Below are 23,438 nucleotides of genomic sequence, written 5' to 3'. Positions count from 1 at the left end.
CGCGTGACCGCGCGTTAGGTGCGTGAAGGCAAGGCGCGAAACCCATGTCGGAAACCGAAGCTCTTGAAAACCGCCCTTCCGGGGTCGTCGATCGCGTCGGAGACCGGTCGCCAGCCAAGTCGACGCTGCGGCATGCCGCAACGGTCGGAATCGGCGTCATCGCCGTGATCACACTTGGCGCGGCCGGATATCTCTACTGGGATCATGCGTCGCATTTCGAGAGCACGGACGACGCCTTCATCGACGCGCGCCAATCGTCCCTCACGCCCAAGGTCACCGGCTATATTGTCGCCGTTCCGGTGACAGATAACCAGCATGTCGAGGCCGGCGCGGAAATCGCGCGCATCGATCCCAAGGATTATCGCATCGCGGTGGACAAGGCGCAGGCCGAGCTCGCCTCGGCTCAGGCCAGCGTGCAGAATCTCGAAGCCCAGGTCGCCGCGCAGGAGGCGCAGATCTCGGCGTCACAGGCGAATGTTCGGCAGTCATCGGCGGCCCTGCGTTTCGCGCAGCAGGAGGCCGCGCGCTCTCAGGCGCTGGCGCAAAGAGGAACAGGCACGGTCCAGCGTGAACAGCAGGCGTCTTCCGCGCTTCAGCAGGAGCAGGCGCGGCGGAAAGGCGCCACCGAGACCGTGGAGGCCGCGCGCGCAAAGGTGGGCGCGCTGGAAGCGCAGCGCGCGAGCGCGGAGGCGGATGTCGCTCGCGCACGCGCGCAACTCGATCGTGCGCGGCTCGATCTCTCCTACACATCGGTGACCGCGGCGGAGCCCGGCCGCGTCGTTCGCCTGACCGCGGCGGTCGGGCAATTGGCGCAGACGGGATCGAGCCTCGCCATGTTCGTGCCGGATCGGATCTGGGTGACGGCGAACTACAAGGAGACGCAATTGACCAGCATGCGTCCCGGTCAGCCTGCCGACATTCGTATCGATGCGTATCCGGACGTTCCGGTCAAGGGAACCCTGGTCAGCATTCAGCCGGGCTCCGGCACGGCGTTCTCATTGCTTCCGGCGGAAAATGCAACGGGCAACTATGTCAAGATCGTGCAGCGCGTGCCAGTGAAGATCGCCCTGCGCGAGGTTCCGCCTCTCACGCTCGGCCCCGGAATGTCCGTCGTCCCGACAATCCGCGTCAATCCTTCGCCCTCGCTTTACGAGCAATTGATGGAACGCCTGTGACATCAGCAGGACAGGCGGCCGCAAATCCCTGGCTCATCGCGGTTGTGGTCGCCGTCGCGACCTTCATGGAGGTGCTCGACACCACCATCGCCAATGTGGCGTTGCCCTATATTGCGGGCGGCATGGCGGTCTCCCCGGATGAAGCCACATGGGTCGTGACGACCTATCTCGTCGCCAACGCCATTGTTCTGACGGCCAGCAGCCATCTCGCCAAAGCCATGGGTCGCAGGCGGTTCTTCATCATCTGCCTTGCGCTGTTCTCGGCCAGCTCGCTTCTGTGCGGCATGGCCTGGAGCATTCGCTCTCTGCTCTTCTTTCGCGTCTTGCAAGGTTTGGGCGGCGGCGGCATGGTGCCGGTTTCCCAGTCAATCCTGGCAGACGCCTTTCCGCCGGAGAAGCGCGGGCAGGGCTTCGCGCTGTTCGGCATCGCCGTGGTCGTCGCGCCGGTGATCGGGCCAACGCTTGGCGGATGGCTGTCGGATAGTTGGTCCTGGCACTGGTGTTTCCTGATCAACGTGCCTGTCGGGCTCCTTTCGGTCGCGCTGATCATGATGGTCGTGCCGGAAACGCCGGCGATGGACGGCGACATCGCCTTCGACTCGGTTGGCTTTCTGCTGGTCTCGACCTTCCTGGGGTCACTTGAGGTCGTGCTCGATCGCGGCCAAATCGAAGACTGGTTTTCGTCGAACTTCATTCTTTTCTTTACCGCCCTGGGTGGGCTCGCCTTCATCCTGATGATTCCCTGGGAGGCCGCGCACAGGAGGCCCGTGGTCGATGTCCGCATGATCGCCACGCGGCAGTTCGGCTCCTGCTTTTTCGTGATGATGGCCATCGGCGCGATTCTGATTTCCACGACGCAGATGCTGCCGCAACTCTTGCAGTTGAATTTTGGTTATACGGCGATGCTGGCGGGGCTCGTTCTTTCGCCGGGCGGCCTCGTGACCATGGTGATGATGCTGATTGTCGGGCGGCTGTCAGGGCGCGTGCAGCCGAAATATCTGATCATGACTGGCGCGGCGGTTGTCGCGCTTGCGATGTATAATCTGACCTCCCTCTACAGCGATCTCGACTTCTGGTTCTTCGCGCGCTCTCGCATTTACATCGGGGTCGGCCTGCCGCTGATCTTCATCCCGATCACAACCGCGTCCTATGACGGGATTCCGCCAGACAAGGTGGATCAGGCGTCGGCGCTCATCAATGTGGCGCGCAACGTGGGCGGATCAATCGGCGTCTCGCTGGCCCAGAATGTGCTGGCGCACCGGCAGCAGTTTCACATGAGCCATCTCGCGCAGGCGGCCACGACGTCTAATATAGAGTATCAGGTTACGCTGAATCGCATGATCGCCTATTTCCTTTCGCTGGGAAACTCGACGACGGTTGCGCGGCGTCAGGCGACGGAATGGATCGCGCGGCAGATCCAGTCGCAGGCGTCGCTCCTTGCCTATATCGACGTCTTTCACACGCTCATGCTGCTGGCGGCGCTTGTGATTCCACTGGCGCTGATTCTGCGGCGCGTGAAACTCGGCGCCGTTCCGGCGACGGCGCATTGAGGGCAAAGGCGGTTTGTCTGGTCAACGACCGCCCGCGTGCTTTCTGACACAGGCGTCAAAGGCGTTGTCTGCTTCAAGAGCCGATTTTGGGTTGGCGTAAATCCCCAGGGATGCGGGATCATTCGGCTGCGTGGAAAGATGGCGGCGCCGGGCGACCGCTCTCTGAGAGGCCAGGGCGCAGTTGAAACCGTTTTCCTGGACTCTCTGCATCTGATGCGCGCGGGCGAGCGTCGCGGTGGGGGAAAGGAGCGCGGACACGAGCAAGGCGATGCAAGCGACTCTGATCGATCGCGCATTGTACCGTCTGTCCGGGTTCCAGATGAACATGAGCGAGGTCATCCTGCATTCAACCTGTGGCGCGGGGTCATTTGGCGCAGCATCGGCTCTTCTACAACGAGACCGTGCGTCCCGCCATGACAAAAATCGACGGAAGACCGCTGTTCCGGTTGCCAAACCGGGAAGGCTTCTAAAGTTTCCATTGCATCAGGATCAGGAGGGGTTCGCCATGTCCGCAGCGTTTGAAAATGGCGACGCCCCCGTCGCCGTCGTCACCGGCGCTTCGGCCGGTGTCGGAAGGGCGATCGCCGTCGCCTTCGCGCAACGTGGCTATCGGGTGGCGCTTCTGGCGCGCAGCCCCGAGGGGCTCGAGGGCGCATTCGCGGAGGTCTCGCAATTGGGTGGGGAGGCGTTCGAACTCATCGCGGACGTCTCGAAGCCGGATGACGTCTTCGCCGCGGCGGAGGCCGTCGTCGCCCGCTGGGGACGCATTCACGTCTGGGTGAATGATGCGATGGAGACGGTGGTCGGTCCCGTGGACATGATCACGCCCGAGGAGTATCGCCGCGTCACGGAGGTCACGTATCTCGGGGTTGTCCATGGCACGCTGGCCGCGCTGCGCCACATGCGGCCGCGCGACGAAGGACATATCATTCAGATTGGCTCCGCGCTCGCCTATCGCGCCATTCCGCTTCAGTCCGCCTATTGCGCGGCGAAGTTCGCGATCCGCGGTTTCACCGACTCGCTGCGCGCCGAGCTGCTTCATGACAACAGCCGCATCAGGTTGACGATGGTGCAGCTGCCCGGCGTGAACACGCCTCAGTTCGACTGGTCGCACATGCATTTTGACCGGCGCCATCAGCCGATCGGCGAAGTCTACGAGCCAGAGGCCGTCGCGCGCGCCGTGGTCGAGGCCGTGCAAGCCTGGCGGGCGCCTCGGGAGCTGTGGCTCGGCGCGCCGACGGTGCAGTCGATCATCGGACAGATGTTCGCGCCGGTCTTTCTCGACCGCTATCTGGCGCGCAACGCCTATGAGCAGCAAATCTCGAACGATCCCGTACGGCCCGGCGACCCGGATGAATTGCTCGGTCCCGATCATCATGATCATGGTGCGCGTGGGCGCTTTTCGGCCGCTGCGAAAGACAGCTTGATCGCTGTCGATCCGGCCTATCTGCGGGGAGGCGCGGTGGTCGCCGGGATCGGCTTGCTCGCCGGCGCCTATCTCTGGGGACGCGCCTCGCGCGCCGCGAGCCGAAAGACACTGATGTGAATGACAGGCGCGGCAGGCACGTGATGAGAGAGGGGTCCTCGGATGTGGAGGTCGCCATCCCCGCGCACGCCGCGACTGGCGAAAGCCCCACCTGGTGCGCGCGGGAGGAGGCGCTGTACTGGATCGATATCGAAGAACCCGCGCTGCATCGGTTTCGGCCGTCAACAGGCGTCGATGAAAGCTGGGAGACGCCCTCGGAGATTGGAGCGTTCGCGCTCTGCGAAAGCGGGGCGGTTATCGTGGCGCTGCGGACGGGCCTTGCAAAACTCCAGCCGGACGCGGGCGTCTTCGAGCCGCTGTGCGCGCCGCCATTCAATCCGTTGAGACACCGGTTCAACGATGGCAAGTGCGACGCTCTGGGACGGTTCTGGGTCGGTACGATGTACGAGCCTTTGCGCGGGCAGAGCACAGCGACGACGGAGGCGCGTCCATTGGGCTTCTACCGCCAGGAGGCGGCCTTTCAGAAGCAGGGCGCAGACGCGGTGATTCCGAATGGCCTGGCGTGGAGCCCGGACACGCGGACCATGTATTTCAGCGACAGTCACGCCCGCAGCATCTGGGCCTTCGATTACGACGTGCACAGCGCCGCTCTTTCCGGGCAGCGGCTTTTTGCGCGGTTCGACGAGGCGGATGGCGCGCCCGATGGCGCCTCGGTCGATGAAGAGGGTTTTTACTGGTGCGCGCTCTATGGCGGAGGGCGCGTGTTTCGCCTGGCGCCGGATGGACGCATTGATCGGGAGGTCAGGCTGCCCGTGAGTCAGCCAACCATGTGCGCTTTTGGCGATGCAGATCATGCGACGCTTTACATCACCTCGGCGGCGCATGGCGTCGACGAAACCGATGCGGGCGCCGTCTTCCGGTGTCGTCCGGGCGTCAGGGGACTGCCGCCCGCACTCTTTGCCGACGGGTGATCCATGCGCCGAATGTCAGACCAGCCAGCCTTTCGGGACAGCGCGCCGGTCGAGGCGGCGGCCGTGGGCGCCTCGCTCGACCCGACGCCCGCGACGGAGAACGGATCGCCTCGGCGGTCCTATTATGCGGGGCGGACTCTCGAACGCGCTCGCACGATCGAGGATCTGCGCAGGATGGCGCATCGCCGCCTGCCGGCCTTCGCCGTCGAATATCTGGAGGGTGGGGCCGAGGAAGAGGCGACGCTTCAACGCAACCTCGCGGCGCTGGCCGGCTATCGGCTGCTGCCGAGGGCGCTCGTCGATGCTTCGCATCGCGATCAAAGCATTTCCTTGTTTGGCCGCTCGACGCCGTTGCCTTTCGCGATCGCGCCAACTGGACTGAACGGAGTCTTCTGGAAGGACGCGGATGTGCTGCTGGCCCGCGCGGCGGCGCGGGCGGGGGTCCCCTTCATCCAAAGCACCATGTCGAATGATCGCATGGAGGATGTGGCGGCCGTCCCCAATCTCAGACACTGGTGGCAACTCTATGTGTTCGGTCCGAAAGAGATCCGGGACTCGCTCATCGCGCGGGCGGAGCGTGCGCAATGTGAGGCGCTGGTCCTCACGGTGGACGCGCAATTCTATGGCGATCGGGAATGGGAGCAAAGACGCTTCGCGCATCCGGGCAGGCTCACGATCGGGTCCGTTCTTGATGCGGCGCTGCATCCCCGTTGGGCCTTGACCACCTTGTCAGGCGGCATGCCGAGCTTTGCGAATGCTATCGACTGGGTTCCAAAGGACCACCGCGGGTTCTTCGAAAGCGCCTTCTGGATTCGCGCCAATATGGATCATGCGCTCGACTGGGCGGAAGTCGCGCGCTTGCGGGGGCTGTGGCCGAGAAAGTTCCTCATCAAGGGTGTCCTCGATCCGCGCGACATGGAGCGCGCGGCGGACATCGGCGCGGACGGAGTCATTTTGTCCAATCATGGCGGGCGCCAGCTCGATTGGACGGTTTCGGGCCTCGACATGCTGCCGGAAGCGCGCCGGCGTGTGGGGGATCGGCTGACGGTGCTGGTCGACGGCGGCTTCCGCCGGGGAACGGATGTGCTGAAAGCGCTGGCGCTCGGCGCCGACGCCGTTCTTCTGGGCCGCGCGACGCTCTATGGCCTTGCTGCGGCCGGGCAGGAGGGCGCCGAACGCGCGATCGATATCCTGCGCGAGGAGATCGATCGCGACCTCGGCCTCCTCGGCGCCCCGTCGGTCAAGGCCATGAGCCCGGATTTTCTCACGCGCTAGAAAGCGCGCCACTCGCGGCGAGGCGGGCGATTCTGTCGGCCGCACGGCAGGCGAGGGCCTGAATGGTCAGCGAGGGATTGACGCCCCCGCATGTCGGGAACAGTGAGCCGTCGCAAATCCACAGATTGGGAATCTCCCAGCTCCGTCCGTCCGCGTCGACGACGCTCGTCTCCGGATCGGCGCCCATGCGACATGTGCCGAGAAGGTGACTCGTATCCTTGTCATTCGTCCAGATGTCATAGCCGCCAGCGGCGGCGAGCATCTCGCTCATGAAGCGGAGGGCGTGGCGTTGCAGCCGCCGGTCGTTCTCGGAATAGGAGAAGGTGACAATCGGAATGCGAAGGCCAAACTGGTCGGTCTCATCGGCGAGCGTGACGCGGTTTTGCAAACGCGGCTCCGTCTCGGCGACGGGGACGAAGCCGGCGACGTGATTATATTTCCGCATCTCCTCCCGGAGCGCGGCGCCCCACAGGCCGCGCGTGGTCGCAAGCGTCTGCGCCCAGGCCATGGGCAGGGGACCCTGACTCATGAAGGCGTAACCGCCCACAAAATCCTTGCCGTCGTCCACATAGTTCCAGTGTTCCGTCACCGCCATGTTGGGCGGCCCCTTGTACCATCGTATCTCCTCGTCAAAGGTCGCCCACGCGCCGGGGCCGGCGTGGGTCGTCAGATGCGTCCCGACGAGTCCGGAGCCGTTGGCCAGACCTTTCGGGAACAATGGGCAGGCGGAATTGAGCAGCAAGCGCGGCGTTTCGATCGCATAGCCGGCGACCACGACATGGCTGGCGCGCTGGAAGCGCCACGCGCCCTCGCGGACATATTCGACCCCTGTCACGCGGCCGTGCGGATCGGTTCCGATGCGGCCGGCCATGGCGAGGTCGCGGATTTCCGCGCCCGCCGCGAGGGCGCGCGGCGCCCAGACCGTCAATGCGCTTTGCTTGGCGTTGGTCGAGCAGCCGTAATTGCAAAAGCCCCGGTAAACGCAGGGCGGCGACTTGCCTCTTGGCGCGGAGACGGTGGTCAGCGGCGTCGCGGCCCATTGCACGCCGAGCTTTTCTGAGCCGCGCGCCAGCACGAGCCCGGCGGCGTTCACCTCATGCGGCCGATACGGATACCGCCGTCGCGGCGGTCCCCAGGGATACGCCACGGGGCCGGACACTTTCAGCGCCTCTTCCGCCTCTTCGTAATAGGGCGCAAGCTCTTCGTAGCTCAGCGGCCAGTCGAAGCCATAGCCGAGACCACTGCGGCATTTGAACCATTCGGGCCGGAAGCGCAACGCGATCATGCTGTAATGAACAGTCGAGCCGCCGACCCCGCGCCCGCAATTATTGCCGCCGAGCGCAATTGGGTCCTCGCCGTCGATGATCCGGTCGTCCGTCCAGTAGAGCACTTGCTGCGCGAGTTCATCGGACGCAAAATCATCGAGCGGTCGCCAGAAGGGGCCGGCTTCCAGAACGACGACGGAAAATCCCGTTTCAGCGAGGCGGCAGCCGAGTGTCGCGCCGCCGGCGCCGGCGCCGACGATGAGAAAATCGACGGCCTCGGCGTCCGCATATTCACGCATCGGCGTCCAGCCGCCGGGCGTGAAGACATCGGGCGCCCGGCCATTTCTCGCGCGCGGCTCCTCAAGGCTCATCGCCGCTCCTTTGCTTCCCACGGGTCGCGCGAGTCGAAGCCGAGACGCACATAGCCGCGAGGACTCGCCGGACCGCCGAAGCCGATATCGCTCCATGCGAGCGGGTGAGCATAAGCGAGACCCGCAACCGTCTTGAGCAACGTATCCGAGAAGAACGTCGCGGGATCGACACCGGACCACAAGGTTGCGTCGGTCTCTCCCGCCTGCACCGCGCGCAGCGTCTTGTCCCGGTCCGCAATCGCCAGCGCGACAAAGGGGGCGCCGCAGAGACGTCTCGCCTCCGCGTCGATGGCGATGAGTCCGGCTCGCCAGTTCTGCTGAAAGGGAGGCGCGCTCGCGCCGCGAAAGCCCTCACCGAGATTGCGTCCGACGCGATCGTCGATCCATCGCGCCAGCATTGCCGGCGCCAGTCCGGGCAGGGGCGGCGCGAGCCGCTCGACGATGGCCTCGAGAAGCGACAGTTCCGGCTCCGAAAAGAATTTGCGCGCGGGAAGGTCATGCAGGCGGTCGGCCAGAACCCTGCGTGTGACGGCGTCGAAGGACGGCGAGTCCCACTTTGCGAGCACGTCATAGCCCGCGTAGTCTGGCAGGGCGTCACGGCGCCTGGCGATCTCGCGCATGCGCGTCCCTTTCAATGAGCGAGAGTGACGCGAGGCCCGCCAGAGAAAGCGCCGAAAAGCTCGGCGGCGCCGGCAGCGGCGGGCCGTCAATGAGATTCTGGCTCCAGTTGCGCCAGCCTCCCATGGCGCGCGCGACGCCGTAGGCGTGGAAGCCCATGCCGATCACGCCCAGCGTCGCGCTCATCCAGAGCCATGCGCGCGTGAGCGGATGTGACGTCGCCGGGGGCTCGACGGAAGCCTTGACCAGAAGCGTTGCGCCGACAGGAGGCAGAACGACAGGCGCATACATCGCCGGATTCTGAAAGGCGCCTCTGAAATGGAAGAGGGCGACCTCGCCGACCGTGCCCGCGAGCGCGATGCCTGTCAGCGCGGCGAGCGCGCGGCCGGCCGGCAGGCCAAGGAGGCGCGGTGTTTCCGAGCGTTGCATTGCGAGCCGCTCGGCGGCGAGACCAATCAGGCCACAAACCGACAAGGCGGCCGGCGCGCCGAGCGGCGCGCCATAAAACAGATTGAGCCAGCTCAGCCCGCCCGGCCGCTTGAAGATATTGTAAATGTGAAAGGACAAGCCGATGGCGCCGACGCCGATCGACAGGCGATAGGATGTCTTCCGGAAAGCGTAAGCAGCGGGGGACGCGGCGGCCGCGCCTTCCACGGCCGAGCCCAGCGCCAGCGCGGAGCTCAACAATGGCGCGAACATTCCGGGGTTCTCGAAGGAGCCGCGATAATGTTCGAGCGCGCTGTCGGCCAGAACGGACGCCGCGAGCAGCGCCGCCGACCCATGAAGCGTCCGCGCCTGTGAATCAGCTCCCGGCGCCGACGTGGAGGGGCCGGTCTGCTTCACCGCGCTCGCCGCGCGCCATGCCGCGCCCGCGACGGCGCCGAGCACAAGGGCGCCGAGGAACGCGGGAGCCGGCCGCGTCGTCACTTCTTGTCGCCGGCGGGCAGAATAGGGGCAAGGATTTGTCGCGCGGCTCCGATGATCAATGCGCCCTCGTCGGGATCGCCCTTGAACAGCGTCGCCGCGAAGTTGCGCGCCTGCTCGAAGGAGATATGCGCGGGCAGCGGCGGAACCTCGGGGTCCGTCTTCACCTCCAGCACAACGGGCGTATCCGACTGGAGCGCCTCGTCCCAGGCGCTGGCGAGGCGGGACGGGTCGTCGACAAAGATGCCCTTCAGCCCGATCAACTCGGCGAAGCGGTGGTAGGGAACGTCCGGGATATTCTGCGTCGCTTCGAATTTCGGATTGCCCTGCATGACGCGCTGTTCCCACGTCACCTGATTGAGGTCCTCATTGTTGAAGACACAGCAGATCCATTTCGGATTTTCCCAGTCTTTCCAGTATTTCGCCACCGTGATCAGCTCGGCCATATTGTTCATCTGCATGGCGCCGTCGCCAACGAGCGCAATCACGGGGCGATCCGGATGCGCGAATTTCGCCGCGATCGCGTAAGGCACGGCGGCGCCCATGGACGCGAGGCCGCCCGACAGCGAGCACATCATTTGGCCTCGGATTTTCACGTCGCGCGCGTACCAGTTGGCGCAGGAGCCGGAGTCGCAGGTGATGATGGCGTTCTCGGGCAGGCGGGGCGAGAGCTCCCATGTAACCCGCTGCGGATTGATCGGATTTGCCGGCGCAAGAGCGCGGTCTTCGAGCAGCTCCCACCAGTCGGCGACTTTCCGCTCGATCCAGTCGCGCCAGCGAAGGTCCGTCTTTTCCTCGATGTGGAGCAGCAATTCCCGCAAGGTCGCGGCGGCGTCGCCGTGGAGGTTGACCTCCATGGGGTAACGCATGCTGAGCATGGAGGCGTCCACGTCGATCTGCACGCCGCGCGCTTGACCCTCCTGCGGCAGGAATTCCGAATAGGGGAAGCCGGAGCCCACCATGAGAAGCGTGTCGCACGCCATCATCATGTCATAGCTCGGCTTGGTGCCGAGCAGACCGATGGACCCCGTCACCCATGGCAGAGTGTCGGGCGCCGCGCCCTTGCCGAGCAGCGCCTTGGCGACGCCCGCCTTCAGCTTCTCCGCGACGGCGATCACCTCTTCCCGCGCGCCGAGCGCGCCCGCGCCGATCAGAACCGCGACCTTCCGTCCGGCGTTCAACACATCGGCGGCGCGGCGGATGTCGTCGTAGCAAGGGACCACGAGCGGGCGCGAATAGCCAACGCCGGTCTGCACGGCCCCATGCTTGCGCGGCGGCTCCTCATAGTCGAGATCCTGCAAGTCCCCCGGCAGAATGATCACCGAGACCGCGTTCTGCGCCTTCGCGATCCGTATCGCGCGGTCCGTCAGCATGCGCACCTGCGCGGGCGTCTCCGCCTCCTGCACGAAGGCCGCGACATCCGAGAACATGCGATCGAGATTGAGTTCCTGCTGGTAATGCGCGCCGCGCGCCGTGCGGGGCGCCTGGCCGGCGATCGCGAGGACGGGCATGTGGTCGCATTTGGCGTCATAGAGTCCGGTGATGAGGTGAGAGGCGCCCGGGCCGCCGGTCGACAGGCAGACGCCCATCTCGCCAGTGAACTTCGCATGCGCCGAAGCCATGAAGGCGGCCATTTCCTCGTGCCGCACCTGGACGAAGTCGATCTTCTCCTTCGCCCGCTGCAAGGCGCCGAGAACGCCGTTGATGCCGTCGCCCGGATAGCCGAAGATGCGGCGCACGCCCCACTCATAGAGACGATGGACAAGGAAATCGCCGACGGTGTTGCTCATGATGACGGCTCGCGACTTTGGGGAAGGCGCGACGCAGCGCGCGGGAGTGCCGAGATAACAGGCCGGACGGCCGCTCGTTCCAACTCACGGCGTCAATGGGATTTCAGTGTTGCGGAGACGGCGCTTTGCGGAGCGGGATACATCGCGCGCGTGACAGGATCGAGCATGCCGAGGCCAAGGAGGATTGCAAGCCAAAGGGCGCCGGAGACCGCGAACATGATCGTCGGCGCGCCTTCTCGCCGCAGCCCCATGAAGGCTGTCGCAACAACGCCCGCCATGAGAAGCGCCGGGATGAGCAGCAGGAGCCGCGCGGGCCGCGCAAGCGGCAGGAACGCTCCGTAAATCTCCGCCGCAAGCAGAATGAGCAGCAGGGCATAGGCGCCCACAAGGCCGGGAAGGACGCGTCTCATCCGCCGCGCCCCACCAGATAGATCAGCGGAAAGAGGATGATCCAGACGAGATCGACAAAACTCCAGTAGAGCGCGACGACAAGGACTGGCGTGAGCGTCATCGGCGAATGGCGCGCGAGGCGCCGGATGATCCAGGCGAGGAGCAGCAATCCGATGAGGAGATGCAGCCCATGAACGCCCGTGCTGATGAAATAGAAGGTAAAAAACAGCTCCATGCCGCCGCGCAGGTCCCCCTGCGCCGAAAAACCCGCCCCGGGAAAAAGTCCGTGGCGGAAATCGTCACGCCACTCCACGCCGAACTTCAGCGCCATGAACGACAGGCCGAGAACCCAGGCGAAGCAAAAGCTCCAAAGCGCTACGCGCCTGCGGTCCGTCTCCAAACAGGCCGCGCCCAGGCTGACGAAGAGGCTGCTCGTGACGAGCAGGAAGGTGTTGACGGCGCCGATCAAGAGATTCGTGCGCGAGCCCCCGGCGTCGAAGCCGGACATGTCCAACTGACGCGAGAAGGCGAAGGCGAGGAACAGAGGACCGAAGAATAGCGCCTCGGTCGCGAGGAAGACCCACATGCCGGAGATCGCGGTCTCCCTCTGATGGGCGGCGCTCGCGAACTGAAAGCCATGCGGCGAGGCAGCGTCACTCATGGCTGATCGCCTCTCGAAGCGGATATTGATAGGGCGGCTGCGTGACCACGGGCGTCTCCTCGAAGTTTTCCGTGGGCGGCGGAGATGGCGTCGTCCATTCGAGGCCGGTCGCGCCCCAGGGATTCGCCGGGGCCTTCTCACCATGGAAGAGCGACCAGATCAGATAGCCGAGCGGAAGGAGATACCCAACGGCGAGGACGGCCGCGCCGGCGGATGACAGAAGGTTGAGCGGTTCGAATTCGGCCGGATAGGACGCGTAGCGCCTCGGCATGCCAAGATAACCAAGTATGAATTGCGGAAAGAAGGTGAGGTTGAAGCCTGCGAAGATGATGATGGCGGCGGCGCGGCCCCACATTTCCGGATAGATGCGTCCGGTGATCTTTGGCCACCAGAAATGAAGTCCGGCGAAAAAGGCGGAGACCATGCCGCCGACCATGACATAGTGGAAATGCGCCACGACGAAATAAGTCTGGGTGAGATGCACGTCCGCCGCGAGCGCCGCGACGAAGAGGCCTGTGAGTCCGCCCATCGTAAACAGGCCGATGAACCCGATGGCGTAGAGCATTGGCGCATCGAAACGGATGTAGCCCTTGTGCATGGTGCCCACCCAGTTGAACACCTTGATGGCCGACGGAACGGCGACCATGTAGCTGAGCAGCGAGAAGACCAGCGCGGAATAGAGAGAGGCGCCGGCCACGAACATGTGGTGGCCCCAAACGAGAAAGCCAATCACGGCGATGGCGATGCTGGCCCACACGACGAATCTGTAGCCGAAGAGCTCCTTGCTCGAAAAGGCCGGGACGATCTCGCTGATCACGCCGAATCCCGGCAGGATCATGACGTAGACAGCCGGGTGGGAGTAGAACCAGAACAGGTGTTGAAAGAGCAGCGGGTCTCCGCCGACGGTGGGATCGAAGACCCCGACATGAAAGACCCTTTCGAACGCCAGCAGCACAAGCGTCATGGCCAGAACGGGCGTCGCCAGCACCATGATCACGGAGGTCGCGTAAAGCGACCAGAGAAAGACGGGCATTCTGTACCACGTCATGCCGGGGGCGCGGAGCTTGTGAATGCTGACGATGAAGTTCAGTCCGGTTGCAATGGAGGAGAAGCCGGCGACGAAGATGGCGGTCGCCACCAGCACGACGTAACCGTTCGAATAGAGTGTGGTCAAAGGCGTGTAGAACGTCCAGCCCGTGTCGACTCCGCCGACGATGAGGGCGTAGAGCACGATCACTCCTGCAATGACAAACAGGTACCAGCTCAGGAGATTGAGGCGAGGAAAGGCCAGGTCGCGAGCGCCCAGCATCAGCGGAACGAGAAAATTCCCCAGAGTGGCGGGAACTGCCGGGATGAGGAAGAACCACACCATCACGACGCCATGCATCGAAAACAGCTTGTTGTAGATCTCCGGCGATCCCAGCAGGCCGCGGGAGGAGAGAAGATTGTAGCGCAGCAGCGCCGCTGCGACGCCGCCGATAAAGAAGAAGAGGGTGATCGTGCCCAGGTACAAGAGGGCGATCCGCTTGTGGTCGGACGTCAGCAGCCAGCTACGCAGGGTGAAGCCGTCGGTGAGATAAGAGCGCGCCGCAGGATTCATTTGCTTTCCTTCGGCTTGAGGGATTTCAAATAGGCGATGAGACGCATCAGTTGCTCCTCGTCGACCTGACCAGCGAAAGACGGCATGATGGGGTCGTATCCTGCGACGATCTCCTTGTCCGGCGTGAGGATGGAATCGCGCAAATAGCGATCGTCCGCCTTTACGACGGCGCCGTTGGAAAGCTTCACGCGGTCGCCATAGAGACCCGCCAGCGCCGGGGCCTTGACGGCGCCGCCCGATCCTTCGCCATTGGCGCCGTGGCAACCGCTGCATCCATAGCGCATGAAGAGCGTATGCCCGGCGGAGGACATACTCTCCTGCGGCCCTGTCTGCGTGACCCCATGCGCCAGCCAGTCCTGATAATCCGGCGCCGTCATGGCGACGATGTCGCCCGTCATGGTCGCATGGCCGGCGCCGCAGAGTTGCGTGCAAAAAAGATGATAGGCGCCGGGCGCGCGCGCCTGGAACCATATGGTCTCGTAGCGGCCGGGCAAGACATCCCGCTTGATACGAAAGGCTGGAACGGAGAAATCGTGAATGACGTCCTGCGAGGTCATCACGAGCTGAATGGGTCGTCCAACCGGCACATGCAGGGCGTTCAGTTCCCTTTGCCCGCCCGGATGCTCGACCTTCCACATCCATTGCTTTCCGACAATGTAGATCTGCAGGGCGTCGGCGGGGGCCTGAAACAGACGCACATAGAGATCGGCGCCCCAGACGAAGAGGCCGAAAAAGACGAGAAGAGTCGCCAAAGTCCATGCGATTTCGAACCGCCATGACTTCAGGGACGGCTGCCCGCGCGGCGTCTGGCTGCCGGCGTGATAGCGGAACATGTAAATAAGGATCAGGCCATAGACCAGCGCGAGGACCGCCGCGGAGGCGAGAACGAGCGCCAGAATCAATTGATCGACTTCGACGGCGTCTGTCGTCGCGGCGGGGAGGCCGAGGCTCATGTCCGGCGCTCGCGGAACAGCGCGCGGCCGCAAACGCCGGCGCCAAGAAGCGCGAAGCCCCCCGCAAGGAGCCGCAGCAGCTTGAGGACGGCGAGGGAATATCGGCCGGTCGCGGGGTCGAGATCGAGACACAGAAGCGCGACCAGAGAGGCGGGCTTCGCAATCTCCCCGGCGCCGGCCTTCGTCAGCGCCAGCCGGAGGGCGGCCGCCTCCAGCCCGAAGCCAGGCAGATAGTTTGAAATTTCGCCATGGCGCGTCAACACGATCACGCTGACCGGATGCGTGAAGCTGTCGCTGCGCGGGTCGGCGACAGACTCTACGCCGGCCGCGTCGGCGATGCGCGAGATCTCATCCCTGGAGCCAGTGAGAAAGCGCCAGGAGGCGCCCGCGCGGCTTGCGGGAAAGCGCGCGCGGCTCTCCGCCTTGGCGTTCGCGGCGTCGATGGGCGCCTCCTCGGGATCAAGGCTCACGACCAGCAGGCTATAATCCTGTCCTGGACGGAGCCCGGACGCCTCGAGCGCGGCGATCACGTCGTTTCGCAAGGGTGTGCATAATTTGCGGCAATGAAAATAGCCGAACAACAAAAGGGCGGGCGCGCGTTCAGTGAGGGCGCCGAGCGTGACGGTCTGGCCCGCTTCGTCGCGAAGCGCCGCGTCGAGGGGCATGAGGGCGCCCTGTCTCTGCCTCAACTGCGCCGATTGCGCGGCCGCGTCTTGGCTTGTGATCGGCGCCAACAGCAGGAGCAGGAGGGCTGGGAGTTTTGCCAAGCTCGGCATGATCGCTCTCCTGCGCGAGGGGTTTCCCGGATGGCCCGGCCGTCTTCGACGGTTGGCCCGGCCAGTCTGCAATCTTTTCTTCCGCGATCTCGCGCATGGCCTGCTCGATCGGGATATGCGCAACGCCTGCCGCCTGATCGATCCATCCAAAGCTGTTGAGACGGGCCTGCTGCTCTTTCATATAGGCGGCGAGATCACCGACAGGATTTTGTTGCAGGACCGGCCGCGGGTAATCAGGCAATGGGAGGCGGAGCCGCTGGTCCGCCCGCGAGTGCGGGAACATCCACAGTACGAGGGCCGCAAGGAGCGAGATCGCGGCGACGACAGAACCCGCGCCAATCCAGACAAAGCGCAGCGAGACGTCAGCAGGCTCGCGCTTCGCGGGTTTGAGCCTCTGTTCCGTCATGGGCGATCCATCCGCAGAGCCGGCGCCCGCCACGCCGACATCAGCGCAAAGCTTGCCGCGGCCATGCCGCCGAGCGTGACGAGGAAAGAGAGAACGATCATCAACGCCGGCGCCGCAGATTGGGGTCCAACCAGCCAGAGATTGGAGGCGCAACCCGCCAGGATCAGCGTCGCCGCCACATCACGCATCGCACGGGGCGACGATTGCGCCCGAGGCGAGAGCAAAACGAAGAACGGCAGGGCAAAGCGGAAGACTGTGACGGCGGCGCCCAGAACGCCCCAGCCGCCGGTCAGGCGCGGCCCATACCACGACGCTTCGGCGGGGAGATTGGACTGCCAGACGATCAGCAGTTCCATGAAGGCAAGATAGGCCCAGAGAATGACGGCGGCGAGCAGGAGCCGGCCGAGCTGATGCAGGTCGTCGCTTTGGATGTCGGTCTTCGTCGAGGCGATGAAGACGCAGAGCGACAGCGCGAAAAGGGCCATATCGGCCATTCGGAGAAGGCCGAAGACGCTGGATGGAAAGCGCGGATCAAGCGACATGACGAGATCGATCGACATGAAGCTTATGGTCAAGGCGAGAAGGATGAGGCCAGCCGGGGCGATCGCCGCAAGCTGGGGATCGGGACGACGGAGGCGCCGCGCGACGATCCATTCGAGGCCAAACCAGACAAGAAGGTAGATCAGCGCACGTGCGAGCGCGGCGCTCCCGTTGAGATAAAAAGCATTGGGCAAGGTCCCCCCGCCTTCGCGCAGCCAGGGATAGAGCCGTCTTGCGAACGGGATCAGAGGCAGGGCGAAAGCGGGAAGCAGGAGAAGCGTGGCGGCGCCGGCGCGAAGTTCCGGCTTGATGGCGTCTCCCCAACGCCCTCCCGTCATCGCGTGGATGAGAAGGAGCCCGAGACAGCCAAGCGGCGCGCTGATCCATGTCAGGACAGACGCAAGCCAGCCATAGGCCAGCGTCTGTGGCTCCATGCGCCAGAGCAGGGCGGCCGCCGCAAAGGCGCAAACAGCGAGAAAGAGGGCTGCGGCGGCTCGCCCCGTCATCGTGCGCTCTCCCGGAGGCGCGCGCCGCTTGCGCTCTGACTGCGTTGCAGCGCGCGGATATAGGCGGCGATCGCCCAGCGGTCTGCGGGCGCCACCCGCTCGGCATAGGAATACATCGCGCCCAGGCCGTTGGTGATAACGTCGTAGAAATGCTGCGGCGGCGCGCCGCGCAAGCGATCTGTGTGATAGGAGGGCGGCGGCGGAAACCCGCGCTGAACAATCATGCCTCTGCCGTCCCCGATTGGCGCATGGCAGGGCGCGCAATAGATGTCGTAGCGTTCGCGGCCGCGCGTGAGCAATTCGAGGGTCACTTGCGGCGGCGTGGTCTCGCGCGCTTCGAACGCCACGATGTCCGAAGGGCCCTGCGCAGGCCCGACCAGCGGCCGATAGGTCTTTTGCTTGGGCTGGTTGGACATGTCGCTACAGCCGAGCAGCAGCAGCGTCGACAGGAGAAGGATAGGACGCAGCATGCGGGACCTCCTCGATCTCCTCGGCGCCGAGCGACTGGCAGAGAACGGCGGCCTCTCGTATCTCTCTTGCATCCATGGCCTCGATGGAGATGATCCAGCGATCGGAGAGCGACCGGCGCATCAGACGGCAATCGTCTATGGGCGCATGGAAGCGCAGCAGCCGCCCGAAGATGAAGACGCTGACAATGATGCCGATGACGGCGAACAGGACGCCGATTTCGAAGGCGATCGGCACGAAGGACGGCAATGAGAATTTGGGCCGCCCGCCGATGTCGAGGGGATAGGCCCATATGTTCGCGTAGGCTTGCATGGCGAAGGCGCCTGCTCCCCCCGCAAGGCCGGCCAGGAGCGCAACCAGCGCGCCCGGAGAGGCCGCCTCGCGCGACTCGGCTGGCATTGGCGTATATGTCTCGGCGACGCTGATGCGTGTGTCCTTCAGCGCCGCGAGCGCGGCCTCGAAAGAGGCGGGCGCCGCGAACGAAGCGAGAAGCCGAGGCGACTCAGAGTCCATCTTCCTGGCCTCCACGTTGCGTCATGACCTCGCGCATCTCGAACATGGAAATCATCGGAACGAGTCGAAGAGCGATGAGCAGTCCGGCGAGGAACAGGCCGACCGTGCCAAACAGCGTCAGATTGTCCCAGAGCGTCGGCGCGAATTCGCCCCAGGCGGATGGCAAGCGGGGCCGGCGCAAACTCATGACGACGATCTGATATCTTTCGCACCACATGCCGATGATGACGCCGATCGAGACGATTCCGATCACCGCTTCGTTCAGGCGTGCGCGCCGGCTCCAGAAGAGCTGTGGCAAAGCGACATTCAGGAGGATGGTCGCCCAATAGATCGGCGCCTGCCGGCCGCTGATCTTGTCGATGAAGGACAGACGGTCTGCGGCTTCTCCGCCGTAGAACGTCATGAAGGCTTCCATGATATAGGAATAGCCGACACAGAGGCTGCTGACGAGCAGGAGCTTGCATAGCACGTCGAAGTGCCGGCCAGTGATGAAATCCTCGAACCCCAGCAGCCGGCGCAACGGCGCGGCGAGGAGCAGCACCATAGCGAAGCCGGAGAGCAGCGCGCCGAAAACGAAAAAGGGAGGAAACTGTGTGGAGTGCCATCCGACCGTGGCCGCGCCCGCGAAATCCAGCCCGACAATGCTGTGCACGGAAATGACGAGCGGCGCCATGATGGCCGCGAGAAGACCATAGCCGGCCCGGTAGTGGCGCCACTGCGCGCCGCCGCCGCGAAACCCCGCCGCGAGCACGCCATAAAAGAGGCGGCTTCGCCTCGCCTCGGCGCGGTCGCGCAGCGTCGCGAAGTCCGGGATGAGGCCGAAATACCAGAACAGAACCGAAGAGATCACGTAAGCGAGGATCGCGAAGAAATCCCACAGCAGGGGACTGCGGAACTGCGGCCACAGCGTCATCGTGTTGGGGTAGGGGAAGAGCCAGTAGAACAGCCAGGGGCGTCCGAGATGCAGAATCGGAAAGACCCCGGCGCAGGCGACTGCGAGGACCGTCATGGTTTCGGCAAGACGGTTGAGCGCGTTGCGCCACTCGACGCCCGCGAGATAGAAGAGCGCCGATATGAACGTGCCGCCCGATGCGATGGCGATCCACCAGACGTAATTGATGATCGCGAAGCCCCACATGACAGGCCAGTCGACGCCCCAGACGCCAATTCCGGCGATGAAGAGCCAGACAATCGCGATGATTAGCGCCAGAAGCAGCAGCAGCGCGACCGTGAGGGAGACGCGCCACCACAGGCCGAACGGCCGGTCCAGCACGACGGCGCACACCTGCCCGGTCATCGAGCCCGGCGTCTGCGCGGGATCGAACAGAGGATCGTCCATGTTGGGGCGATTGGCCGCGCGGGCGTCGGGGGGCGTCATTCTGGCGCCTCCGTGATCGCTGGATTTTCATTCGTGATCCGCTGTTCATACGTCACGCGCGGGACCGTGTTCTGATCAGCGAGCAGGGCGTAGGCGAGCGGGCTGCGCTTGCGCCGGACGACGTCGCTGTCGGCGCTCGCGAGATTTCCGAAACTGAACGCGCCGGTTGGACACGTCGCCTGGCAGGCGGTCTGAATCTCCGCGACGGGTTGGTCGGTCTTGTCCGCCTCGATCCGCGCCTGCGCGATCCGCTGGATACAGAAAGTGCATTTCTCCATGACTCCGCGCGCGCGCACGGTCACGTCGGGATTGCGCGCCTCGGGCGGGCGCCGTTCAGCTTCCGCGAAGGCGAAGTAATTGAAGCGACGCACCTTGTAAGGGCAATTGTTCGAGCAGAAACGTGTGCCGATGCAGCGATTGTAGACCATCACATTGAGGCCTTCCGCATCGTGCATGGTCGCGCCGACGGGGCAGACGGGCTCGCAGGGAGCCTGTTCACAATGCATGCAGAGAACCGGCTGAAAGCTGATCCTCGGGTCTTCCGCCGGCCCGTCAAAATAGCGATCGATCCGGAGCCAGTGCATCTCGCGCTCGCGCAAGACCTGCTCCTTGCCCACGACCGGCACATTGTTCTCGGCCTGGCAGGCGACGATGCACGCGCCGCAGCCAATGCAGGCGTTGAGATCGATGCTCATGCCCCAGGCGGCCGGACCTTCCGGCTTCCAGCGGTAGAGAAACGGCCCTTCTTCCAGGGCGGGCGACGTCTTGCCTGCGAGAAAATCAGCAAGCGTGTCGCGCCGCGCATAGGTTCCGTGGTCATCGCGCATCGCGTGGTGTCGTTCGGTCCGCGCAAGGCCGACGCGCTGGCCGAGCTTCCGGATTGTCGGAACGCTTTGCGCGCCGGAAAGCGGAAAGAAGTCGACGCCCGCGGCAAGGCCGGCGTATCCAGCCCGGCGTCGTCCGAACCCAAGCGACGCGATCACGCAATCCTGCGCCTGTCCCGGCGCGATCAACACCGGCGCCGTCACGGAGCGCCCTCCGGCGGAGATGTCCACGAGATCGCCGTCGCTCAGCTGCATCGTTTGCGCATATTGCGTTGGAACAAGCAGCGGGTTGTCCCAGGTCATTTTTGAAATGGGGCGCGGCAATTCCTGAAGCCATGCGTTTTCCGCGAAACGGCCGTCCCAGATGTAAGGGTCGGGACGCAACAGAAGATTCAGCGCCGCTTCGGCGCGGTCCGGCGGCGTCAACGATGCGGCGTCCGTGCGGATCGGGCTCTCGACCTTCCGGCTCGCCGTATCTGGAATGGCGCCTTGCGCCAGCGCGTCCCGCCATGATGAGTCGAAGGCGGTTGGGAAGCGAGGCTTCCAGCTTTGCTGCACAAGATCTTTCGAGTCGCCCGCGGTTGCTTGCAGGAAAAGCGACAGCAGACGATGCGGGTCGAAGCCGCCATAGAGCGGCAGGGCCTGCGGTTGGAGAATGGTCGCCGTTCCGTCGAAGGCGCGCCCATCGCTCCAGCTTTCCCACGCATGCGTCATCGGCACGGCCCAGAGGGTTGCGTCGCTTGTTTCCGTTGGCGTCGTCGTCAGAGTTAATGTGAAGGGGACGCGCTTGAGCGCTTCCGCGAAATCGACGGCGCCCGCCGTGAACACGGGATTGCTGTCGATGATGACGAGCGCGGAGATTTTTCCCGAGTTCATCTCGTCGACAAGTGCGGCGAGCGTGAACGCCTCGTCGGCGGACGGGTGAAGGACCGGTTCGATCAGGTTGAGCGTCTGGCCCCGCGCGCCCAACGCCTCGTTCATCGCGAAAGCGAGCGCATGCGTTTCTGGCGGTTGCTCGGGGCCGACGTGGATCAGGGCGCGTCCGTGATGAGCCTTCAGATCGGCAACGGCCGCTGCGAGCCAGGGCGGCTCCTCGGGTCCGGGGCGGTTGAAGATCGCGGCGGCGAGCGCGAGAACGGCGCTGCGCAGGGCGTCTGGTCCGGCGATGATGCGATGATCGGCTGCGGCGCCGGTGAGACTCCAGCCGGGCTCGATGGCGTAGAGACGGTTCATCGCCGAGGCGCGGGTCGGATTGCGGCGGGCCGCGAAGTCGCGGGCGTAGAGCAAGGCGCCCGGAGCGGCGCTGAGCAGATCGCTGTCAATCGCGAGGATGACGTCCGCGTTCTGGAGGTTGAAGGTCGCGGCCAGCGGGCGCCCATAGGCGAGGACCGCGCCGCGCTCCGCCCCGGCGCGCGAGATCGGCTCCCAGTGAAGCCACCGCGCGGCGGGATATTTTTGTCGCAGCGACTCGAGTTGGGCGGAGAGCGTCGTCGATGCGACGGCGCCGGTCAGTATGACGAAGCCCTCGCCGCTGCTCGCCGCGAGACTTTCACGCTGCTCGGCGAGCGCGCGTTCGAGCGCCGGGATGGTCGACGGCTGCCCCTTGTGCGTGACCGCCCATGAGCGGTCAGGATTGTAGAAATCGAGAAGTTGCGCCTGCGCCATGGCGTCTGCGGCGCCGAGACTTGCAGGGTGGCGCGGATTGCCTTCGACCTTGATCGGGCGGCCCATCCAATGTTTGACGAGAACGCCAGCGGCGTAGCCCTCATGCACGAACGCCGTGCTGTACAGTTGTGGCGCGCCCTGAATGACGTCGGGCGGAGCCCGAACGGCGGGAATGAGGGTCTCGTCCGCGTCCGAACAGGCGCCCGCGCCGGCGAGCGCCCAGGCCGCCGCCATCAGCTTCATCGCGCTGCGACGATCGGGCGCCGGCGTTTCCCACAAATCTGCAAATTCATCGGTGTCGGGAGGCGTGGTTCCCGCGCGCTCGTCCAGGCTTCGCCATTGTCTGCCTATCTGTGACATATCGAGCAGTCCGTCAGGTCACGCGATCCGATATGATAAAATGCAAGCAAGGTCCGCGCTGAGGCGGGGTCCGGCCGTGGGCGCGCCGTCGTGTCGAAGATCTTGTCCCTGGGGCGTAGATTGGGTCCGGGATCGCGGTGGCAATCGAGGCAGAACCCCATGGTGAGCGTCCTGGCCTTCCAGGTGAGCGGCATGGCCGCCACGTCCCCGTGGCAACTGAAGCAGCCGACGCCCTTTGCAATATGGATGCTGTGATTGAAATAGGCGTAGTCGGGAAGATCGGTCACGCGGCGCCAGACAATCGGCTTGTTCTGCGCGAGACTTTGCCGCACCGGCTCCAGAATGCGCGCATTGGTCCAGATCTGCGAGTGGCAGGTCATGCAGGTGTAGGTCGGGGGCATGCCCGCCGTGGCGGCCCGCTCGACCGTGTCGTGGCAATAGCGGCAATCGATTCCCAGCCCGGAAACGTGATGCTGGTGGCTGAAGGGAACCGGTTGCGCCTGTGCGCTGCGCACGCCGCGCGCGAAGTCGCTTGTCTGCCAGAGCCAGCCGAACACGATCGCGGCGGCGATCACGCCGCCGCCAAGAGCCAGCGCGATGGCCGCCCAGAGATTTGCCGCTGGCTGAAACGCAGCCCCCACGTCAGGCTCTCCCTCGCAATATATCGACAAGCAGGCTGACTGAACGGGTTTCTTCGTTCAGGCCTATGTAGCGCGCTCCCGGGCGCGGGGCTGAACGGGGGGAGTTTTTTGCCGCTTCTGCGACATTTCGGCGAGCACTTAGTGGGAACTACTTACGGCCGCCAAAGTTGTCTTGTGAGGAGGGCGGGCAGATGTGGGGAAGCGCTTTCACTAAACAAAACGAACAAACACCGCTTCTCGTTCAGCGGGAAGTCGGGAAGGCCCTGCGGCTTTCCTTCGAGGCGGTCACGCGGGAGCCCCTGTCCGAGCAGATCGTCCTGCTCCTGTTGAGG

Annotated in this window: 20 protein-coding genes; 5 read left to right on the top strand and 15 right to left on the bottom strand. The window is 64.6% G+C overall.

Annotation, left to right across the window (positions count from 1 at the left end; all coding sequences use genetic code 11):
- Positions 1–44 precede the first annotated feature (44 nt).
- The 5 genes from ACR652_RS22320 (at position 45) to ACR652_RS22300 (ending at position 6,457) form a co-directional block, all read left to right on the top strand.
- Positions 45–1,175 carry an HlyD family secretion protein gene (locus tag ACR652_RS22320; protein ID WP_434508673.1) on the top strand — a complete coding sequence of 377 codons (1,131 nt, stop codon included), beginning with the start codon at positions 45–47 and terminating at the stop codon, positions 1,173–1,175.
- On the top strand, positions 1,172–2,725 hold the full coding sequence (locus ACR652_RS22315; protein ID WP_434508672.1) for a DHA2 family efflux MFS transporter permease subunit: 1,554 nt from the start codon (positions 1,172–1,174) through the stop codon (positions 2,723–2,725). Before ACR652_RS22320 ends, ACR652_RS22315 begins: the two co-directional genes overlap by 4 nt.
- 505 nt (positions 2,726–3,230) lie before the next feature.
- Positions 3,231–4,271, top strand: coding sequence for an SDR family oxidoreductase (locus tag ACR652_RS22310; RefSeq protein ID WP_434508671.1), 1,041 nt, complete (start codon positions 3,231–3,233; stop codon positions 4,269–4,271).
- 23 nt (positions 4,272–4,294) lie between these two features.
- Positions 4,295–5,182: an SMP-30/gluconolactonase/LRE family protein gene (locus ACR652_RS22305; protein ID WP_434508670.1), complete on the top strand. Its 888-nt coding sequence runs from the start codon at positions 4,295–4,297 to the stop codon at positions 5,180–5,182.
- Positions 5,183–5,185: 3 nt separating this feature from the next.
- A complete protein-coding gene (locus tag ACR652_RS22300) occupies positions 5,186–6,457 on the top strand; it encodes an alpha-hydroxy acid oxidase (protein WP_434508669.1) in 1,272 nt (423 codons plus the stop codon).
- Here the strand turns inward: ACR652_RS22300 and ACR652_RS22295 are convergent.
- The 15 genes from ACR652_RS22295 to ACR652_RS22225 all read right to left on the bottom strand — a co-directional run bounded on the left by ACR652_RS22295 (position 6,447) and on the right by ACR652_RS22225 (position 23,106).
- The gene (locus tag ACR652_RS22295) at positions 6,447–8,093 is read right to left on the bottom strand and encodes a GMC family oxidoreductase (RefSeq protein ID WP_434508668.1); all 1,647 of its coding nucleotides are present in this window, start codon (positions 8,091–8,093) and stop codon (positions 6,447–6,449) included. The two genes, ACR652_RS22300 and ACR652_RS22295, sit on opposite strands and share 11 nt — an antisense overlap.
- The gene (locus ACR652_RS22290; RefSeq protein WP_434508667.1) at positions 8,090–8,713 is read right to left on the bottom strand and encodes a gluconate 2-dehydrogenase subunit 3 family protein; all 624 of its coding nucleotides are present in this window, start codon (positions 8,711–8,713) and stop codon (positions 8,090–8,092) included. Before ACR652_RS22290 ends, ACR652_RS22295 begins: the two co-directional genes overlap by 4 nt.
- Entirely contained in the window at positions 8,688–9,638 is a 951-nt protein-coding gene (locus tag ACR652_RS22285) for a hypothetical protein (protein WP_434508666.1), read from the bottom strand. Before ACR652_RS22285 ends, ACR652_RS22290 begins: the two co-directional genes overlap by 26 nt.
- Positions 9,635–11,425, bottom strand: coding sequence for a thiamine pyrophosphate-requiring protein (locus ACR652_RS22280; RefSeq protein WP_434508665.1), 1,791 nt, complete (start codon positions 11,423–11,425; stop codon positions 9,635–9,637). Before ACR652_RS22280 ends, ACR652_RS22285 begins: the two co-directional genes overlap by 4 nt.
- A 92-nt stretch (positions 11,426–11,517) precedes the next feature.
- The gene (locus ACR652_RS22275) at positions 11,518–11,835 is read right to left on the bottom strand and encodes a hypothetical protein (RefSeq protein ID WP_434508664.1); all 318 of its coding nucleotides are present in this window, start codon (positions 11,833–11,835) and stop codon (positions 11,518–11,520) included.
- Positions 11,832–12,476 (bottom strand): cytochrome c oxidase subunit 3, encoded by a 645-nt coding sequence (locus ACR652_RS22270; RefSeq protein WP_434508663.1) that lies wholly within the window; start codon positions 12,474–12,476, stop codon positions 11,832–11,834. The genes ACR652_RS22275 and ACR652_RS22270 overlap by 4 nt, the downstream gene beginning before the upstream one ends.
- On the bottom strand, positions 12,469–14,076 hold the full coding sequence (locus tag ACR652_RS22265; RefSeq protein ID WP_434508662.1) for a cytochrome c oxidase subunit I: 1,608 nt from the start codon (positions 14,074–14,076) through the stop codon (positions 12,469–12,471). Before ACR652_RS22265 ends, ACR652_RS22270 begins: the two co-directional genes overlap by 8 nt.
- Positions 14,073–15,029, bottom strand: a complete 957-nt coding sequence (gene coxB / locus ACR652_RS22260) for a cytochrome c oxidase subunit II (RefSeq protein ID WP_434508661.1) — start codon at positions 15,027–15,029, stop codon at positions 14,073–14,075. The genes ACR652_RS22265 and coxB overlap by 4 nt, the downstream gene beginning before the upstream one ends.
- Positions 15,026–15,805, bottom strand: a complete 780-nt coding sequence (locus ACR652_RS22255; protein WP_434508660.1) for an SCO family protein — start codon at positions 15,803–15,805, stop codon at positions 15,026–15,028. The genes coxB and ACR652_RS22255 overlap by 4 nt, the downstream gene beginning before the upstream one ends.
- A gap of 402 nt (positions 15,806–16,207) precedes the next feature.
- Entirely contained in the window at positions 16,208–17,257 is a 1,050-nt protein-coding gene (locus ACR652_RS22250; protein WP_434508659.1) for a hypothetical protein, read from the bottom strand.
- Positions 17,254–17,727 (bottom strand): c-type cytochrome, encoded by a 474-nt coding sequence (locus ACR652_RS22245; RefSeq protein ID WP_434508658.1) that lies wholly within the window; start codon positions 17,725–17,727, stop codon positions 17,254–17,256. The genes ACR652_RS22250 and ACR652_RS22245 overlap by 4 nt, the downstream gene beginning before the upstream one ends.
- Positions 17,678–18,238: a DUF3341 domain-containing protein gene (locus ACR652_RS22240; protein ID WP_434508657.1), complete on the bottom strand. Its 561-nt coding sequence runs from the start codon at positions 18,236–18,238 to the stop codon at positions 17,678–17,680. The genes ACR652_RS22245 and ACR652_RS22240 overlap by 50 nt, the downstream gene beginning before the upstream one ends.
- Positions 18,228–19,616, bottom strand: a complete 1,389-nt coding sequence (gene nrfD, locus ACR652_RS22235) for an NrfD/PsrC family molybdoenzyme membrane anchor subunit (protein ID WP_434508656.1) — start codon at positions 19,614–19,616, stop codon at positions 18,228–18,230. Before nrfD ends, ACR652_RS22240 begins: the two co-directional genes overlap by 11 nt.
- Positions 19,613–22,465, bottom strand: coding sequence for a 4Fe-4S dicluster domain-containing protein (locus ACR652_RS22230; protein ID WP_434508655.1), 2,853 nt, complete (start codon positions 22,463–22,465; stop codon positions 19,613–19,615). The genes nrfD and ACR652_RS22230 overlap by 4 nt, the downstream gene beginning before the upstream one ends.
- Positions 22,453–23,106 carry a cytochrome c3 family protein gene (locus tag ACR652_RS22225; protein ID WP_434508654.1) on the bottom strand — a complete coding sequence of 218 codons (654 nt, stop codon included), beginning with the start codon at positions 23,104–23,106 and terminating at the stop codon, positions 22,453–22,455. Before ACR652_RS22225 ends, ACR652_RS22230 begins: the two co-directional genes overlap by 13 nt.
- Between the last annotated feature and the right edge of the window lie 332 nt (positions 23,107–23,438).

Origin of the sequence: Methylocystis sp. (genome assembly GCF_051061225.1) — a bacterium.
In the GTDB taxonomy this organism is placed as follows: Bacteria; Pseudomonadota; Alphaproteobacteria; order Rhizobiales; family Beijerinckiaceae; genus Methylocystis.
This window is presented reverse-complemented; position numbering and strand designations above follow the sequence as displayed.